This is a genomic window from Aerococcus agrisoli, from assembly GCF_003797145.1.
In the GTDB taxonomy this organism is placed as follows: Bacteria; Bacillota; Bacilli; order Lactobacillales; family Aerococcaceae; genus Aerococcus; species Aerococcus agrisoli.
In genome coordinates, this window is sequence record NZ_RKMG01000004.1 from 1 (window position 1) to 18,454 (window position 18,454).

21 protein-coding genes are annotated in these 18,454 nt (G+C 37.9%); 19 read left to right on the forward strand and 2 right to left on the reverse strand.

Annotation, left to right across the window (positions count from 1 at the left end; translation table 11 throughout):
• Positions 1-166: 166 nt before the first annotated feature.
• From sppA to EF384_RS01940, 6 genes are all read left to right on the forward strand, one after another.
• Positions 167-1,192, forward strand: a complete 1,026-nt coding sequence (gene sppA, locus EF384_RS01915; protein ID WP_123779304.1) for a signal peptide peptidase SppA — start codon at positions 167-169, stop codon at positions 1,190-1,192.
• Position 1,193: 1 nt separating this feature from the next.
• Positions 1,194-1,841, forward strand: a complete 648-nt coding sequence (locus EF384_RS01920; RefSeq protein ID WP_123779305.1) for an RDD family protein — start codon at positions 1,194-1,196, stop codon at positions 1,839-1,841.
• A gap of 232 nt (positions 1,842-2,073) precedes the next feature.
• Positions 2,074-2,583 carry a bifunctional pyr operon transcriptional regulator/uracil phosphoribosyltransferase PyrR gene (pyrR, locus tag EF384_RS01925; RefSeq protein ID WP_123779306.1) on the forward strand — a complete coding sequence of 170 codons (510 nt, stop codon included), beginning with the start codon at positions 2,074-2,076 and terminating at the stop codon, positions 2,581-2,583.
• Positions 2,584-2,739: 156 nt separating this feature from the next.
• The gene (locus EF384_RS01930) at positions 2,740-3,651 is read left to right on the forward strand and encodes an aspartate carbamoyltransferase catalytic subunit (RefSeq protein WP_123779307.1); all 912 of its coding nucleotides are present in this window, start codon (positions 2,740-2,742) and stop codon (positions 3,649-3,651) included.
• On the forward strand, positions 3,626-4,897 hold the full coding sequence (gene pyrC / locus EF384_RS01935; RefSeq protein ID WP_123779386.1) for a dihydroorotase: 1,272 nt from the start codon (positions 3,626-3,628) through the stop codon (positions 4,895-4,897). Before EF384_RS01930 ends, pyrC begins: the two co-directional genes overlap by 26 nt.
• Positions 4,898-4,947: 50 nt before the next feature.
• On the forward strand, positions 4,948-5,871 hold the full coding sequence (locus EF384_RS01940) for a dihydroorotate dehydrogenase (protein ID WP_123779308.1): 924 nt from the start codon (positions 4,948-4,950) through the stop codon (positions 5,869-5,871).
• Between the two features lie 69 nt (positions 5,872-5,940).
• Here EF384_RS01940 and EF384_RS01945 read toward each other — a convergent pair whose 3' ends face one another.
• A complete protein-coding gene (locus tag EF384_RS01945) occupies positions 5,941-6,771 on the reverse strand; it encodes a pyruvate, water dikinase regulatory protein (RefSeq protein WP_123779309.1) in 831 nt (276 codons plus the stop codon).
• A 190-nt stretch (positions 6,772-6,961) separates the two neighbouring features.
• Between EF384_RS01945 and EF384_RS01950 the strand changes: the two genes are divergently transcribed.
• The 8 genes from EF384_RS01950 (at position 6,962) to EF384_RS01985 (ending at position 13,376) form a co-directional block, all read left to right on the forward strand.
• A complete protein-coding gene (locus tag EF384_RS01950; protein WP_199729698.1) occupies positions 6,962-7,939 on the forward strand; it encodes a ring-cleaving dioxygenase in 978 nt (325 codons plus the stop codon).
• A gap of 40 nt (positions 7,940-7,979) precedes the next feature.
• Positions 7,980-8,411: a Fur family transcriptional regulator gene (locus tag EF384_RS01955; RefSeq protein ID WP_123779311.1), complete on the forward strand. Its 432-nt coding sequence runs from the start codon at positions 7,980-7,982 to the stop codon at positions 8,409-8,411.
• Positions 8,412-8,598: 187 nt separating this feature from the next.
• Entirely contained in the window at positions 8,599-9,351 is a 753-nt protein-coding gene (locus EF384_RS01960) for a formate/nitrite transporter family protein (protein WP_123779312.1), read from the forward strand.
• 136 nt (positions 9,352-9,487) lie between these two features.
• Entirely contained in the window at positions 9,488-9,661 is a 174-nt protein-coding gene (gene rpsU, locus EF384_RS01965; protein ID WP_003142732.1) for a 30S ribosomal protein S21, read from the forward strand.
• 31 nt (positions 9,662-9,692) lie between these two features.
• A complete protein-coding gene (locus EF384_RS01970; protein ID WP_123779313.1) occupies positions 9,693-10,136 on the forward strand; it encodes a GatB/YqeY domain-containing protein in 444 nt (147 codons plus the stop codon).
• Positions 10,137-10,524: 388 nt separating this feature from the next.
• Positions 10,525-11,724, forward strand: coding sequence for an ABC transporter substrate-binding protein (locus EF384_RS01975; protein ID WP_123779314.1), 1,200 nt, complete (start codon positions 10,525-10,527; stop codon positions 11,722-11,724).
• Positions 11,725-11,776: 52 nt separating this feature from the next.
• The gene (locus tag EF384_RS01980; RefSeq protein ID WP_123779315.1) at positions 11,777-12,565 is read left to right on the forward strand and encodes an SDR family NAD(P)-dependent oxidoreductase; all 789 of its coding nucleotides are present in this window, start codon (positions 11,777-11,779) and stop codon (positions 12,563-12,565) included.
• A gap of 43 nt (positions 12,566-12,608) precedes the next feature.
• A complete protein-coding gene (locus EF384_RS01985; protein ID WP_123779316.1) occupies positions 12,609-13,376 on the forward strand; it encodes a 2-keto-4-pentenoate hydratase in 768 nt (255 codons plus the stop codon).
• Between the two features lie 193 nt (positions 13,377-13,569).
• On the opposite strand, the gene EF384_RS01990 is transcribed toward EF384_RS01985, so the two are convergent.
• Complete coding sequence (locus EF384_RS01990) at positions 13,570-14,523, reverse strand: NAD(P)-dependent oxidoreductase (RefSeq protein WP_123779317.1); 954 nt, start codon at positions 14,521-14,523, stop codon at positions 13,570-13,572.
• A gap of 153 nt (positions 14,524-14,676) precedes the next feature.
• On the opposite strand from EF384_RS01990, the gene EF384_RS01995 reads away from it, so the two are divergent.
• From EF384_RS01995 to recO, 5 genes are all read left to right on the forward strand, one after another.
• Positions 14,677-15,636, forward strand: coding sequence for a PhoH family protein (locus EF384_RS01995; RefSeq protein ID WP_123779318.1), 960 nt, complete (start codon positions 14,677-14,679; stop codon positions 15,634-15,636).
• Between the two features lie 87 nt (positions 15,637-15,723).
• Positions 15,724-16,143, forward strand: coding sequence for an rRNA maturation RNase YbeY (ybeY, locus tag EF384_RS02000; protein ID WP_233570012.1), 420 nt, complete (start codon positions 15,724-15,726; stop codon positions 16,141-16,143).
• Entirely contained in the window at positions 16,124-16,534 is a 411-nt protein-coding gene (locus tag EF384_RS02005; RefSeq protein WP_233570007.1) for a diacylglycerol kinase family protein, read from the forward strand. Before ybeY ends, EF384_RS02005 begins: the two co-directional genes overlap by 20 nt.
• An 80-nt stretch (positions 16,535-16,614) precedes the next feature.
• Complete coding sequence (era, locus tag EF384_RS02010; RefSeq protein WP_233570013.1) at positions 16,615-17,559, forward strand: GTPase Era; 945 nt, start codon at positions 16,615-16,617, stop codon at positions 17,557-17,559.
• A gap of 27 nt (positions 17,560-17,586) precedes the next feature.
• Positions 17,587-18,387, forward strand: coding sequence for a DNA repair protein RecO (gene recO, locus EF384_RS02015; RefSeq protein WP_123779322.1), 801 nt, complete (start codon positions 17,587-17,589; stop codon positions 18,385-18,387).
• The last annotated feature ends 67 nt before the right edge of the window (positions 18,388-18,454 follow it).

Here is an 18,454-nt window from a genome sequence, read left to right on the forward strand (position 1 = left end):
TAGAGGTATGAATTATTCAGGACAACAATTGATTTCGACTAATTCTTTTTCAATTAAATAATTAGCAACACTTCATGTTGCTATCTTTTATAAATAGTAAATACATATTGGTATGGTAAAATATACACATATATGTATTTACTATTTTTTTGATGGAGGATGAATAATGAATAAAAAATCATGGATCATTGCCATTGTTGCAGTGATTATCCTGGTACTTGGTGTATTGGGTACCAATTTAAGCCAACAATCCAGTTTGAACGCTTTAATGACAAGTGGTAGTAATCCTTTAACAACAGTACAAAACACGATTGAAACGGGCGATGTAAACCGTCAAATTGCTGTGTTGAATGTTGATGGTACGATTATGGACAATAGCGGATCTGGATCTTTTAGCGAAGGTATGGATTATCAAGGTATTTTGGATGCAATTGAAACAATCAAAGCTGATGACACAGTAAAAGCATTGATGCTAAATGTAGATTCACCAGGTGGTGGGGTATATGAAAGTGTGGAATTGTATAACGCATTAGCTGACCTAAAAGAAACACGTGAAATTCCTATTTATGTATCAATGGGTCAAACAGCTGCAAGTGGTGGGTATATGATTTCAATGGTTGCTGACCAAATCTATGCAGACGTTGAAACCACAACGGGCTCTATCGGTGTCATCATGCAAATCCCTAACTTTTCCGGCTTTATGGAAGAACATGGATTGTCAATGGATACATATAAATCTGGTGCCTTAAAAGATATTGGATCTTCTTACCGTGAAGCATCTGATGAAGAAAAAGATGTATTAAATGATTTAATTACTGAAAAATATAATCGCTTTGTTGAAATTGTGGCCCAAGGTCGTGGTCTTTCAACGGATGAAGTGAAAAAATTAGCGGATGGTCGTATTTATACGGGTCAACAAGCCGTTGATAATGGGCTTGTCGATGCAATTGGATACGAAGATGATGCTTTAGCTGCTTTAAAATCAGACAATAACTTGGAAGGTGCAAGTGTTGTAGACTACACACCATCTTCAGCAACAAGCTGGGTGAATGATTTTGTCGGTATGTTATCAAAAAATAACTTATTTACTGGTAGTGAAGACACAAATATCGCTGATGAAATGACACAAATTTTAGACGTACTTGAATCTACGTCAACACCTCAATTCTATTACATGTACGGAGGTGAATAATATGTTTGGTCGTAAAAAGAAAGAAGCACCAGAATCAGTTGAACTGCCAAAATTGAATAGTCAGGTCTATGAAGGTTCAATTGAAAATGCCTTTGCGGCGGAGCGTACCCAACGCAAAATGAAAAGTTTGCAAGCATCACCACAAGAAATTTTTGCGAACTATCGTCGTAATTTAAAAATGGACATTACAGATGGCTATGCGCGTAATTTATATGCCGGTTTTTGGATGCGCTTGTTTGCTTTCATCATCGACATGATTATGGTATATGCGTTGCAATCCTTAGTAGCAGGCCTTTTAAATGTCCTAACGCAAGGGCAATATGCCTTGTTAGATGCTGGCATTTTATATTTGGTCAAACAAGTGGTGCTTATTTTACACTTCACGCTAGCTAGCTATTTCACAAATGGACAAACGATTGGTAAAGGTTTGCTAGGCTTACAATTAGTGAAAGATAACCAATATAAATTATCATTTATGACATGTTTTGTACGTGAAGGGTTAGGGAAAGTAATTTTAGCAACATTACCATTCCTTGGTTTGATGGTTGTATTTTCTAGTAAACGTCAAAACTTCATGGATTATTTTACAGATACAAATGTAATTTCATTAAATCAGTTTGCAATGTTATACGAAGAAAACGTGATTTAATCAATGTTTTATAAAGGAGCAAGGTAGGATGAATATATTCTGCCTTGCTTTTTTCTTGAAGAGTATTATAATGATTTTAATGAAAACCTTTAACTTGCGTCCAGAGAGGCGAAAAAGGCACAATACGTTTTTGGTCACGAATACTGTGGCTAGGACTGTTTCTTTTTTGCGCGCGCAAGATAGGGACAGTCCTTTTTTGTTTGTTGCAGAGAAAATTTATGGAGGTATCCCCATGGTAAAAGTGATTATGAATGAAAAAGAAATTAGCCGCGCATTAACACGTTTAGCCCACGAAATTATTGAACGTTATAAAGGTATTGAAAACTTAGTACTAGTTGGTATTGAAACACGTGGTGTACCATTAGCAAATCGCTTAGGTGCCAAAATTGGTGAAATCGAAGGTGTTATTCCTGTTGAAGCAATTAACATTGAAGCATACCGTGATGACGCAGAAGGAACAGCTGCGCCCGTTGCGAAAAGTGATGTGGATTTAACAGGCAAAAAAGTCATTCTTGTAGATGATGTACTTTATACAGGTCGTACAACACGTGCTGCACTTGACGCATGTGTTGATTTGGGTCGCCCAGCTGAAATTGCGTTAGCAGTTTTAGTAGACCGAGGTCATAGAGAGTTTCCGATTAAGGCTGATTTTGTTGGTAAAAATATTCCAACTGCCAAAGAAGAAGAAGTTAAAGTGTCATTGAACGAAATTGATGGCGCAGACGAAGTATTAATAAAATAATAGTAGACGATTACTTTAAGTTGGTCCGAGAGACTGCAAGTGATTTTCCTATTTTCTAAGCCTATTTAAAGTAGGCATAGATGATAACCATATGGGAGAAGTGCATGTAGGTCCTCGGACATACATGCACTTTTTTTGATGAAAGTAGGGGAATACATGCGACATTTTTTGACAGTGGAACAATTTACTAATGAAGAGTTTATGATGCTTGTGAAACGAGCATCGGATTTCAAACATGGTCGCGATACGTTTAGAAGTGATCGTACCGTGGTGAATATGTTCTTCGAAAATTCAACACGCACAAAAATGAGTTTTGAAATGGCTGAGCATAAAATTGGCATGCATCAAATGAATTTTGATGTGACCACATCTTCAGTTAATAAAGGAGAATCATTGTACGATTCAGTTTTAACCATGCAGGCAATCGGCGCAGATGTCGTGGTGATTCGACATCCGGATGCCAATTATCCTGATCAATTGGTAAACTTAGATGTGCAAGTTGTCAACGCCGGTTCTGGTACGGGTCAACATCCTTCCCAATCTTTACTAGATATTATGACGATTTATGAAGAGTTTGGGGATTTTCGTGGTCTAAAAGTAGCGATTATCGGGGATATCTTATATTCACGTGTGGCTGTTTCCAATATGATGATGCTGAATCAATTAGGGGCAGAAGTTATTTTCGCCGGACCAGATCAATATTTTGATAAACGTGACGAGAAATACGGCGAGTGGATGTCAGTAGATGATGCTGTGAAAACAGCGGACGTTGTCATGATGCTACGGGTTCAATTAGAACGTCACCCCAATGGCGACAAACCATTTGAAAAAGATGAATATCATCGTCTATATGGTTTAACGCGCGAACGCTATTTAACGATGAAAGACACGGCTATTATTATGCATCCGGCACCAGTAAACCGTGACGTTGAAATTGCGGATGAATTAGTTGAAAGTGAAAAGAGTCGTATTGTACAGCAAATGTCCAATGGGGTTTATGCACGTATTGCAATTTTGGAATGGGTTTTGAAAGGAAGATATGATGAGCTTAGTAGTCAAAAATGGTAAAACGGTAGTAGAAGGCAATCAACTGAAAGCAATTAATCTAAAAATTGAAGACGGTAAAATTGTCGCAGTGAGCGATCAAGATGATATTGAAGTTGCTGATGGCGACCAAGTAATTGATTTAGCTGGGAAATTGGTTAGCCCATCTTTAACAGATGTCCATGTTCATTTTAGAGAACCTGGTTTTGAGGGGAAAGAAACGATTTTAACAGGAAGTAAAGCAGCTGCTCGTGGTGGCTATACGCGTGTCGCTGCGATGCCAAACTTGAATCCAGCACCAGATACACCCGAAAAATTCCAAGCTGTACAAGACATCATTGACCAAGATGCTGTGATTGAAGTACTGCAATATGCCCCAATCACATCTGAATTAAAATCAGACGAATTAGTTGATATGGCACATATCGATGCATTTGCATTTACCAACGATGGGTTTGGCGTGCAAACAGCGGGTACCATGTACTTAGCTATGCAAGAAGCAGCACGCGTAGGTAAACCAATCGTTGCCCACACGGAAGATGAAAGTTTACTATTTGGCGGTGTGATGCACGAAGGCATTAAAAACAAAGAATTAGGTTTGCCAGGTATTTTGAGTGTTACAGAGAGTAGTCAAATTGCGCGTGATATCCACTTAGCTGAAGCAACTGGTGTCCACTACCACATCTGTCATGTATCCACTGAAGCGTCTGTTGCAGCGATTCGTGACGGGAAAGCGCGTGGTATCCATGTTACTGCCGAAGTAGCACCACATCATTTGATATTAAATGAACTAGACATTACCAATGATGATGCCAAATTTAAAATGAACCCACCGCTACGTGGTGAAAAAGATCAAGCAGCATTGTTAGAAGGTCTGTTGGACGGGACAATCGATATGATTGCAACTGACCACGCACCGCATACGGCTGAAGAAAAATCCAAAGGTTTCCTTCATTCACCATTCGGTATCGTAGGGATTGAAACAGCCTTCGCTTTAATGTATACCCATTTTGTGAAAACAGGTATTTTGACCTTAGAAACACTAATTGAAAAAATGGCGATTACCCCAACAAGCGTATTTGGTTTCGACACACCAACACTAGCAGTCGGCGCAGACGCGAATATCGCTGTTTTTGACCTAGATACTGCCTATACAATTGATCCAAAAGATTACTTATCTAAGTCAACGAATACACCATTTAATGGAGAAACAGTTTATGGTATGTGTGCTTTAACCATTTACCAAGGACAAGTAGTATACCAAGCCTAATTCAAGCAAGGTAGCATTATAGCAAACGGCCCGTTTTCAAGGAGGAAATTATGTCACGATTAAGCGTACAATTACCAGGATTATTACTAAAAAACCCAATCATGCCTGCATCAGGTTGCTTTGGTTTTGGGGAAGAATTTGCAGATAAATATGATTTGAGCATTTTAGGTGCGTTAGTAGATAAATCAACTACCTTAGAGCCTCGTGTTGGTAATCCATCTCCAAGATACTTCCACTCAGGAGAACGCATTTTAAACTCTGTAGGTTTGAAAAATCCAGGTGTTGAAGCGGTTTTAGCGGAAAAATTACCATATTTGGCCCAATTTGATGTACCGATTATTCAAAGTGTTGCAGGGTCAACAGTGGAAGACTACGAAGCAGCCGTGGCTGCTTTGTCCAAAGCAGAGAATGTAAAAGCTATTGAACTAAATATTTCGTGTCCAAATGTGAAACAAGGTGGGCTACAATTTGGGACAGATCCTGAAATTGCCGCTGACTTAACGCGTCGTTGTAAAGCTGTAACTGATTTACCGCTTTACGTGAAATTGACACCAAACGTAACGGATATCGTGGCGGTTGCTAAAGCAGTTGAAGCTGCTGGTGCCGATGCATTGGTATTGATCAATACCATCACTGGGCAAACATTCGACCTTGAAACACGTAAACCAGTTTTAGGTGGTGTAACAGGTGGTTTATCAGGAGCCTCAGTGAAATTTGTAGCCCTTCGCATGGTTCGCCAAGTTGCGAGCGCCGTTGAAATTCCAGTCATTGGCGTTGGTGGGATTGAAACAGTAGATGATGTATTAGAAATGATGATTGCTGGTGCAACTGCTGTTCAAATTGGATCTGCAAACTATGCAAATCCTATGGTATGTAAAGAAGTCATTGAAGCTTTACCAGTACGCATGGATGAGTTGAATATGATATCAATCGAAGACTTAATTGCTGAAATGAAAGCAGAAATTCGTGGTTAATGAGATAAACAAAAAGGGCTGTTTCCAAGTATGATTTGGAAACAACCCTTTTTTTCTTTGTATGAAGCTTTACGCGTTAGTTTGTTTAGAATTAAAGAACATCATGATTAGTGTGGCTGTTTCTTCAATTGAACGGTCAGCAACGTTAATAACGGGGCAGTTTAATTTTTCATATAAGTCATTTGCGTATGCCAATTCTTTTTCAATACGAGCATCATCAGTATATGTTGATGCATTTTCAATGCCATATGAACGCATGCGTTCACGTCTAAATTTGTTTAAGACGTTTACATCATTAGTTAGACCAATAATTTTTGAACGGTCGATTTCAAAAATAATATCTGGTACACGTGATTCAGGGACTAATGGTAAGTTCGCCACTTTATATCCCATATTCGCTAAGTACATCGATAGAGGTGTTTTAGAGGTACGAGAAATGCCCAGAAGCACAATATCAGCATCGACAAAACGTTTTGGATGTTGACCATCATCATTTTGAACCGCAAATTCTAAGGCTTCAATACGCTTGTAATACACATCATCTAATTGATGACGAATACCTGGTTTACCAGAAGGTTGCACACCTGTTTGGTCGACAATATGAGACATAATGCGATCAAGCACATTGACATAAAAAATGCCGGCAGTTTCGCAATATTCTAAAGCTAAACGATTTAAATCCTTATCAATAAATGAGGCGATGATACTCGCATTCTCCAAGCGCGCCTGTTTTAATATCGGTAACAACATATCATCATGTTGCACGAAAGGAAAATTTGTCACAGAAAAATCAACACTAGGGAATTGCACTGAAACACTTTGAAAAATGTCGTTTACCAATGAGCCCACGGCATCAGATATTAGATAATATTTAGGTTTTTGATTCTTTTCTCCAGTCAAAAAGACTACCTCCAAATGGCACTTAGGTCCAGTATTTACTGAATATTTTACCATAAACAGAAAAAAATACACTATTTGATCAAATTAGTTTGGATTCGTAATAATATTGTGCTATACTGATATTACGAATTCGAAATATAAAAAATAAATATAAAAATCATATACAAACAAATCAAAAGGAGCGATTATTATGTCAATGGATTTATTAGGTATTCACCACGTAACAGCAATTACCTCTAACGCAGAAAAAAATTATCAATTTTATGCAGGTGTTCTAGGGATGCGCTTAGTTAAAAAAACAGTTAACCAAGATGATATTCACACATACCATACTTTCTTCGCGGATGATGAAGGGAATGCAGGTACAGATTTAACTTTCTTCGATTTCCCAGGTGTCCCAAGTGGTTACTATGGTACAAACTCAATCTCTCGTATTGGTTTACGTGTACCAAATGATGCAGCACTTGAATATTATGAAGCACGTTTAAACGACTTTGGTGTTAAAACTGAAGCTATTCGTGAAATTTATGGTAAAAAAGTACTTCGTTTTGAAGACTTTGATGGTCAACGATTACAAATTTTCTCAGATGAAAATAACAAAGGTGTAGCACCAGGTAAGGCATGGAAAAATGGTCCAGTTCCAGAAGATAAAGCTATCTATGGATTAGGTCCAATTGAAATTACAGTTTCATATTACGATGATTTTGCACAAATTCTTGAACAAGTTTACGGTATGGAAAAAGTATCTGATGATGGACAAGAAGCATTGTTTGAAGTTGGTGAAGGTGGAAACGGTGGCCAAGTGATTTTACGTAAAGATATTGTTTCTGGACGTGGCTTACAAGGTTTTGGTGAAGTTCACCATGTATCATTCCGTGTCGCTGATCATGAAGCTATTGCAGCATGGTTTGATAAATATAGCGAAATTGGCATTCCAAACTCAGGTCTTGTTGACCGTTTCTTCTTTGAAGCCTTATACGCACGTATTGGTGACATTCTTATTGAATTATCTACAGATGGTCCTGGTTTTATGGGTGATGAACCATACGAAACATTAGGTGAATCATTATCATTACCACCATTCTTAGAAGACCAACGTGCAAGTATCGAATCACAAATTAAAATGTTTGATACAACACAACCAAATGATTATGGCTTTAAATCGTAATCAATCCGTGTTAGAATAGGGTGGAATTGGAGTGATCACTATGAGTTTTGTAGATAAATCCATGCAAGTCCTACATGAAGCCGGTTATAAATATACGAAAAAAAGGGCAGACATGTTGAATGTATTTGATCAAGAAGGCGACTACTTTTTAAATGCAAAAGAAATTCAACAACGTTTAGAAACACAATATCCAGGTATCTCGTTCGATACGATTTACCGTAATTTAAAATTATTTGAAGAGTATCATTTCTTGGAAACGTCAGAAATCAGTGGAGAAATGGTTTTCCGAAAACACTGTAATCCAAATATGGGACACCACCATCATTTTATTTGCATCAATTGTGGTAAAACACAAGCGATTCAATCATGTCCTGTATCATTTTTCCAAGAGCAACTACCTGGTTGCCAAATCATGAATCACACAATTGAACTACAAGGTTTGTGTGCAGATTGTCAAAATAAAGCTTCATAAGATAGCGTAAGGACCTAAATGAATGTTTAGGTCCTTTTTTATATGCTTCAACTTAAAATAAACGAACAATAAATACTAAATTACGATATTTGTTAATAAATTGATTTTATTATGTTCAAAAGTTCTTTGTTGTACTATACTTAATTTGTTGGTTTACGAACGATGTACAAAAGTAAGGAGAGAAAGCATGGATATATTAGCTGGAGATCTATTCGCATTAACTGCCGACAAAGGGTTAAAGAAAACACAGACAAGTTTATGGCACACTTTTTTATTAAGTTGTCTCGCGGGTATATACATTGGTTTGGGATATATTGCTTATTTAAAAGTTGTGTCTTCTGTAGATGGACCTTATACGTCATTAATTGGTGCTAGTTTATTTCCTTTAGGGCTAACTTTAGTGATCGTTGCGGGTGCTCAATTATTTACGGGTAATTGTATGGACGTATTTATGGCATATATTTCGAAACAAATTTCTTTAAAAGCCTTAATAAAAAACTGGGCACTTGTCTTTTTTGGTAATTTTGTCGGTTCATTTTTGTTAGCATTTATTTATGGCGAAGGCTTAGGCTTTACTCAATCATTACTAGCAAGTGGTGAACTTGAAACAATCATCAATGGCAAAATTTCTGCAACACCATTACAAATGATCATTTCTGGTATTTTCTGTAATATCCTCGTTTGTTTAGGCGTGTGGTTGGCCAATTCTAGTAAATCGAATGGCCACAAAATGTTGTTATTATGGATGCCCGTAACTATTTTCGTTTATTTAGGTTTGCAACATAGTGTAGCCAACATGTTCCTATTATCAGCAGGTTTATTTGCAGGTGTGAATAGCATAAGTGAACTAGTGATAAACCTTGTTCTTGTAGGGCTTGGTAACATCATTGGTGGCGCATTTGTAGTAGGTGGCATTTACGGGCAAGTCTATCAAAAATAGACCTGCATTTTCTTGCTTGATTGTGAAAATAGCTATTGGATTTGTTTGACTTTTAGTCAATGATGACGTATAATTCATTAGAACGTTTTTTCAAGTATGAAAGAACGATTTGTAGTAACGAGGGGAGGGAAATGTCATGTCAAAAACTGTAGTTCGTAAAAACGAATCACTTGACGACGCTCTTCGTCGCTTCAAACGTTCAGTTTCAAAATCTGGCACAATACAAGAAGCACGTAAACGTGAATTCTACGAAAAACCTTCAGTAAAACGTAAGAAAAAATCTGAAGCTGCTCGTAAACGTAAATTCTAATCGTTAAGTGTTGCTATAAAGGAGGCGAATCATGGCTTTATTAGATCAACTAAATACCGATATGAAGGTAGCCATGAAAGCTAAAGATAAATTTAAGTTATCTGTGATCCGCATGCTAAAATCAGCTGTTCAAAACGCTGAAATAAGCAAGGGTAGCTCTTTGTCTGAAGAAGAAGAAATTGAACTTTTGGCTCGTGAGTTGAAGCAACGAAAAGAGTCGGAAGCAGAATTCCGTCAAGCAGACCATAGTGATTTAGCAGATGACGCGCTTGCTGAAATTGCAATCATTACTGAATATTTGCCTGAACAATTATCAGAAGAAGAATTAGATGCGGGTGTTAAACAAGTTATTGACGAAGTTGGCGCTACATCTATGAAAGATTTTGGTAAAGTAATGCAAACAGCTGTAGCCAAATTTAAAGGCCAAGCTGATGGTAATGCAATACAAACAGTAGCTAAAAAATACTTGAGCTAATTAAGTAAAGAAAAGAAGTCCAAATGGGCTTCTTTTTTTGTTGTTTATTAAAATTAGAAAATAATGATAAAAACATTAAAATTATCCTTGCTATTTTAAACTAACTTTGTTAAATTATAAATAGATTAGAAAAGGAGGAGATACTGATGATGAAAGAAAACCATAAAGACATGCAAATGATGGATAGCTCTTTGATCATTGTAGCTCCTCACGACCAATTATTATTAATTATTATTAGCTAATAGGATTCTTCCAATCTGGAGAGTCCTTTTCCTCGTGTAACGGGCTCTAGCTAATAAGCGACAGCCTTGTTGATGGGTTGTCGCTTTTTTTATTTTAATAAATGGTTTGTTGTTTGTTACTGGGGTTTGAAAAAAGGGGATAATCTATGAAACGTGTAATGAAACGTATGGGACTTGTATTAACATCAGCATTAACATTAGGTGCTTGTGCAAGCGCAACAACTGCAACTAATGCTGCTACAAGTGACGATGCTGAGACAGTAAATATCGGTGGACTATGGGCTTTATCTGGGTCAACAGCATCGTATGGTGTGGTCCAAGACAATGCCGTGAAATTAGCTATTGACCAACGTAATGCAGCTGGTGGTATTGATGGCAAGGAAGTTACCTATACGAATTATGACGACAAAGGTACGGGAGAGGAGTCAGCAGCCGGTACGACGTATTTAGCTGAGAATGGCGCTTCTGTTATTATCGGACCAGCAACGGCAGCTGAAACCTTTGCTGCGCAACCCCAAGCGGAAAATATGAAAGTCCCTATGGTTTCACCATCAATCACAACTGATGGCGCAGAAATTAATGATGCTACTGGTGAAGTATGGGAATGGTTCTTCAAAACTTGTTATGCAGTTACGGATCAAGGGACCTCGTTAGCACAATTCACAGATGACCAAGGTTATGAAACGGTAGCTCTTTTAACAGATAACTCAACAGACCATGGTCAAAACTTAAGCCAAGTCTTCAGTGAAAATGTTCAAGCGGATATTGTGATTGATGAAGATTATGTATCTGGTGATACTGACTTCAAATCAATTCTAGCCAATGTACAAGCGGAAGACCCGGATGCCATTTTCATTGCTGGTTACTATCAAGAAGCTGGTCCAATTATTAAACAAGCACGTGAAATGGGCATCGATGCACCAATCATTGGTGGTACAGGTATTGGTAACCAAGCACTAGTTGATTTGGCGGGTGCTGAAAACGTAACAGATGTGTACTATTCTGCCATGTATGTATATTCAGAAGATGCTGACCAAGATGTGAAAGATTTCGTTGAGTCTTATCGTGAAGCGTATGGTACAGAGCCAGACCAATTCTCAGCATTAGCATATGATGCAGCAAATCTAGTAATGGATGCAATTGATCGCGCCGATTCAAATGATCCAGACGCTATCCGTGCAGCAATTGCTGAAACAACTGATTTTGATGGTATCTGCTATGACTACACAATGAATGCTGATCATACCGTTGATGCACCAGCCTTTATCCAAGAATTACAAAATGGTGAACCAACTGAGACAGCAATCATGATTTCTCCTGAAGGTGAAGTTACTGAAGTAAACTAATGATTTTAATCGTTAATGAAATGGAAGCACTTATATGAAAGAAGGATTTTAAATGGAATTAGGACTAAATGGTAAAGTAGCAATTGTCACAGGTGCAAGTCGTGGTATTGGTTTTGAAACAGCCAAAACACTTGCAAGCGAGGGTGCTCACGTAGTGATTACCGCTCGTCGAGAAGATCGTTTGAAGGAAGCGCAGGCGGCTATTGAAGCTGCAACAGGAAAAAAAGTAGATTATGCCGTAGCGGATGTTACGGATTTACCAGCCGCTGAGCAAGCTGTTGCAAAAACAGTGGAAAAATACGGTACCGTGGATATCTTGGTCAATAATGCTGGTGGTCACCGTGCAGGTTCTTTTGAAGATGTGGACAATGATGCTTGGCGTTTTGACTTAGAGATTAAATTAATCGGTGTGGCGAACTTTACTCGTGCGGTTTTACCGCACATGCGTAATCAACGTTCAGGGTCGATTGTCAGTGTAGTATCTAATTCAGGTAAGACACCAGGACCCAAATCTATTCCTACATCTCCGGCTCGTGCTGCAGGTTTAGCTGTAATTAAGGAATTAAGTAAAGAATATGGAGAATTTAATATACGTGCCAATGCGGTATGTATTGGTTATATTCGCAGTGAACAAGTTGAAAAAATGTGGCAAAATGATCCAGCCAAACCAACTTGGGAAGAATTTTCAAAACAAAAAGCTGAAGCGACACATACACCAATGGGACGTGTGGGGGAAACGGATGAAGCAGCGCGTGTGATTACTTTCCTTGCTTCAGATGCAGCTTCTTATGTTTCTGGTACGGCTGTAAATATCGATGGTGGGGCCTCTGATGCAATGTAGATGGAAAATCTTTTAAATATACTATGAAAGGAAAGGGTTGGTTATGTTTGATGTAGAAATAAGGAAATCGGCAGAGATGTTATTTGATGCCTATAAGGAAAGTAAACCAATTGCTTATGGTAGGTTGCCAATTATTACGGAGCAAGATGGCTATGATGTGCAAGATGCAGTGAATTATCTAAAGTTTCGTCACGGTGAAAAAGTAGCCGGTTATAAAATTAGTTTGTCTGGTAAATTACAGCGTGCATTTTTTAACACAGATACACCGCTGTATGGTGAAATGACGGATGCTAGTGTAGTAAAAGGTGAAATTTCATTACAGGATTATATCGAACCCTTGTTGGAATTTGAACTTGTCTTTCTGGTAGATGAAACGATTCATGTAACAGATAGTGCCGAGACAATCATGCGCAAATGTCGTATTGCGGCTGGTTTTGAAATTCCAGATAGCCGCTTTGCTGATTGGTATGGGAATATTTCTAAGTTTGAATTGGAAGCCGATGGCGCTGCAAATGCGGCCCTTGTTTATGGCGAAGGGCGTTCATGTAGTTACGATGATATCGATAATCTTTTTGGTCAGGTAACACACAATGGTGAGGCCTACGCTGAGGGATCATCTATTGAAATTATGGGCCATCCCGTAAATGCGGTACAATGGTTAGCTGAAATATTAGATGAACGTGGTAAGGAAATTCAAGCGGGTATGTTTGTATCTTCGGGTGCTGTAAATATGCCCAAAGTAATTACACCAGGGCAATATGTAGGCCAGTTTGAGGGTTTACCAAGTGTATCATTACAAGTAAATGCATAAAAAAAGAAACAGGGACAAAAGGATAAAATCTTCGTTCACGGCATAGGAACTACACTTACAGTCCTCATATCGTGTATGAATAAATATTTTGAACATAGCAAAAGACGAGAACATTTCTTTTATGATTTGTTCTCGTCTTTTATATTGTATTTTGTCCCAGTCATTTTTTTGTTTGTTGTCATATAACGGTTTTTTAATAGCCCTTTTCTTTGGATACTAGGTTTACAGGTAGTTCATTTTTTGCTAGATAATCCGTAATGTTGGCATGGAAAATTTTGTAAGTTTCATCAGCAAAGTGTTCTACTTGTCCCGTCATGTGAGGGGTAACATCGATTTTTTCATGTTGCCAGAATGGATGGTCACTTGCTAGAGGTTCAACATCAAAGACATCTAATGCTGCATATGATAAGAATTCTTGATCAAGGGCAGCAATTAAATCCTCATCTACCACAGCATTACCACGTCCTACATTGATAAAGATGGGTTGGGCAGTTTGGCGTGAGAAGAAATCTAGGCTGAAAATATTATTGGTTGCATCAGTAGCTGGTAATACGTTGACAATAATATCTGCGTCAGTACTTTCAGCTAAGGCGGTATCTGTATCGACTGTAGTATCGAAATATTCGACGGCACGACCAGAGGTATTCACCCCGATGGTCACCATTCCGAAGGCTTTTGCAAGACGTGCAATTTCACGACCAATATTACCAGCACCGAATACAATGATTTTTTTATCAGTTAGTGAACGATGATTTGCTTCTGCTTGCCAGGTACTAGATGCTTGACGGGTTTTATATAAAAGTAAATGGCGATACTGGTTTAGGATATAGCCAAATACAGTTTCAGTAATTGGTATCGCATGAATACCACTCATATTGGTGATACGGATATTGTCATCGGATAAAATTTCACTAGGCAATTGATTCACGCCTGCAAATTGTACTTGAATCCATCGAAGGCTATCATATCCTTGTGTTAAAAATTGGTCTGCAAATTCATTTTTCCAACCATACAAGATTTCAATATTTGGAAAATCTTCATCTGTAAGGTCGCTAGCTAGGCGTACAGTGTATTCCTCTGCTAATGCTGAGATTTCTGCCACTTGCCAGTCCTTAATGGTGGTTGCAATTGCTAATAATTTGGACATAGTAACCCTCCTAAAAACATTTTCTCTATTGTATCATTCTTGAAGTTTTCATGCGAAAATGAGTACTTTCTCATAAAGCAACTGCCGGTATATTCGTAATTGTTACATATTTTTGCTATAATTTATTTAATAATTAAAGGGGGAAGTTTTCATTTGACAGAATCTGCAATCAGTAAAAGTATAGCCTTGATGAACCCTGCATTAGCGGTCCAACTATTTGGCACGGAAGATAAGCATTTAGCCCTAATTGAACAAGCCTATGAGGTGCAAATCTTTGCGAAAGATGAACAAATTGAAGTGACCGGTGAGGAAGAAGCTGTCGGACAATCGATTGCCTTGTTAAAAGAACTACAGATCGTAATGCAATCAGGTATTGTGATTGGTGAACGTGATGTAGTTACTGCAATTAAGATGTCGAAGAATGGTACGTTAAGTCATTTTGCTAGCTTGTATGAAGAAGAAATTGGCCGAACTGCTGAAGGGAAAGCGATTCGAACAAAAACAGTCGGTCAACGCCAATATTTACATGCAGTAAAGGATAATGCGATTACTTTTGGTATTGGTCCAGCAGGTACCGGGAAAACTTTTCTAGCAGTTGTGATGGCTGTCCAAGCTTTAAAACAAGGTCGTGTGAAACGCATCGTTTTAACACGTCCAGCCGTTGAAGCTGGTGAAAGCCTAGGTTTCTTGCCTGGTGATTTGAAGGAAAAAGTTGATCCGTATTTAAGACCGATTTATGACGCTTTATATACGATTTATGGGCGTGAACATACTGAAAGACTACTTGAACGTGGTATAATAGAGGTTGCGCCATTGGCATATATGCGTGGTCGTACCTTGGAAGATGCATTTGTCATCTTAGATGAGGCACAAAATACCACAGTTGCACAAATGAAGATGTTTTTAACACGTTTAGGTTTTGGTTCAAAAATGATTGTAAATGGTGATAAAACACAAATAGATTTACCTCGTGGGGCCAAATCAGGTTTAATCGATGCAGAAAGACAATTGCAAGGTATTAAAGATATTGCTTTTGTTAACTTTAACGCGGCTGATGTTGTACGTCATCCAGTTGTTTCTGCTATTATCAAAGCCTATGCAAATGAAGACTAGGATACATTATATATAGAAAAGGGTGGTAAGGTGTTAGACTTACTTTTCGAAGACAAAACCGGCGAATTAACTGCCGAAAATGAAAAGATGTTACAAGATTTGTTGACGTATGCAGCAAATTATATGAAATTAGAGGGCGAAATCGAATTATCATTAACAATCGTTGATGATAAAGAAATTCATGCTATTAATAAAGAGTACCGTAATATTGATCGCCCAACAGATGTAATTTCGTTTGCAATTGAAGATCAAGGTGAAGATGAGATGGAAATCTTGGGCTTGCCGGATGATTTGCCACGTGAATTAGGTGATTTATTCATTTCAATTGATAAAGTGAGAGAACAAGCTGTTGATTACGGTCATTCTTTTGAACGTGAGTTAGGCTTCTTAGCTTTACATGGATTCTTGCATTTAAATGGTTATGATCATATGGAAGAAGCTGATGAAAAAGAAATGTTTGGCTTACAGAAAGAGATTTTAGATGCTTATGGCCTTAAAAGAGACTAAAGAACCAGTTACCGTACACAAGGTAGATAAGAATCATTCATTTATGGAATCTCTAGGCTATGCCTTGAGCGGTATTCGTTTCACACTTGTGAACGAACGCAATATCCGCTATCAAACGATGGGATTCGTATTGGTGATGCTTGCAGCCTGGTTCTTTCAACTACCAATGGAAAAATGGTTAATTTTGATTTTAACGAGTGCGATTGTGGTGTGTATGGAAATTACCAACACCATTGCGGAATGGACGATTGATTTGATTACCAATCATCATTACCACCCAATTGCTAAGAATGTGAAAGATGTAGCCGCAGGTGGCGTATTGATTTCATCAATGGTAGCCATTATTGTCGGTGTAATGATATTTTTACCAGAAATACTTGCTTTATTCTAAAGCGCAAAATAAGGGAGACAAATTTGAATATAGAAGATTTTAATATCAATGATTTTGATAATATCGAGGACTTAGAAAAACTGCTTGAAGGTGACGAAGAAGAAACAGAAGAAGATGGTTTCCAAGGCTTTAAGTCTGGTTTCGTAGCCATCGTTGGACGACCAAACGTTGGGAAGTCAACATTCTTAAACCGTGTTGTCGGTCAAAAAGTGGCCATTATGTCTGATAAGGCACAAACAACACGTAACAAGATCCAAGCTGTGTATACTTCTGACGAAGCCCAAATCGTATTTATTGATACACCAGGTATCCATAAACCACATAACGAACTTGGGGAATTTATGAATACATCTGCTTATCAATCTTTAGATGAAGTAGATGCTATTTTAATGTTGGTGAACGCAGAAGAACCAATTGGCCCTGGTGACAAATTTGTCATTGAAAAAATTAAAGGGAAAAAGACGCGCAAGTTCTTGGGCGTGAATAAAATTGATAAAGTATCGCCAGAAAATCTAGCGGAATTTATGCAATCTATTCCAAACCAAGAAGTATTTGATGGCATCATTCCTTTATCTGCTTTAAATGGTAATAATGTTGAAAAACTAGTGGATACATTGGTTGACCTATTGCCTGAAGGACCACAATATTACCCAAGTGACTTCTTAACAGATCATCCTGAGTACTTTGTTGTTTCAGAATTAATTCGTGAACAAATTTTGAAAAACACATTTGATGAAATCCCTCACTCTGTGGCGGTTCAAGTGGATTCAATGCAAAAAGATGAATTGGACAAAGTCCATGTATATGCAACCATTATCGTTGATCAAAAGAGCCAAAAAGGTATTATCATCGGTAAAGGTGGTAAGATGATCAAGAAAATTGGTGTGGAAGCACGGAAAGAAATTGAAGCTTTACTAGGTTCAGGTATTTATCTAGAATTATGGGTAAAAATTATCAAAAACTGGCGAAATAATAAAGCTGATTTAGGTAATTTAGGCTATAACAGCAAAGATTACAAAAATTAATCAATCATAATAGAAGGGGGCAAGGCCATGCGAAAGGATTATTACGCTCGTTTCGATGGGATTGTCCTTTTTACGCGTAAATACAGAGAAAATGACCTGTTGATTAAGATATTCACCAAAGAATTTGGTAAACGGATGTTTTTTATCCGCAATGTGCAACGGGCAAATAATGGTCTACGTGAAATTGCATTTCCCTATTTGCGCGCAAATTTTGTCGGACGAATTAATGATAAAGGTTTTTCCTTCCTAAGTGATGTGGGGGAGCGTCATTTTCCCAAAACAACCATTCAAAATATCGAGGCCAATGCCTATGCAGCTTACATGGTCGGTTTGACGGATGCGGCATTTGAGGATTTTATTCCAGAAGACACCTTGTTTGACTTGTTATGGCAGGGCTTGGAAAAAATAGAGGGCGGCGTCGATCCAACTGTTGTCGCCAATATATTTGAAATTCAAATTTTGCCGAAATTTGGGGTTACGCCAAACTTTGTGTCATGTGCGATTTGTGGTGAAACTCAGGGTAACTTTGATTATTCGATGAAATATGCCGGTGTACTTTGTGAACGACATTTCCATATGGATGAACGTCGTTTACATTGGTCACGTCGTGCAAGTTATTTTATCCGGATGTTCAGTCAAATTCCTTATGCAAAATTAGGCACAGTTTCACTAGGCCAACAAACAAAAAGTGAATTACGCAAGGCATTAGACATGCTATATGAAGAGTACGTGGGGATTCATTTGAAGAGTCACCATTTTATCAGTCAAATGGAAAGTTTTATCAATCCGCTTGACGATAAACAAGAAAAAACGTATGATAATAGCTGAATAAAAGAAGTGCAATGAAGATAACAAGTAGATGTGTGAACCCACTCAAGCGAGGTCGAATGGTGTA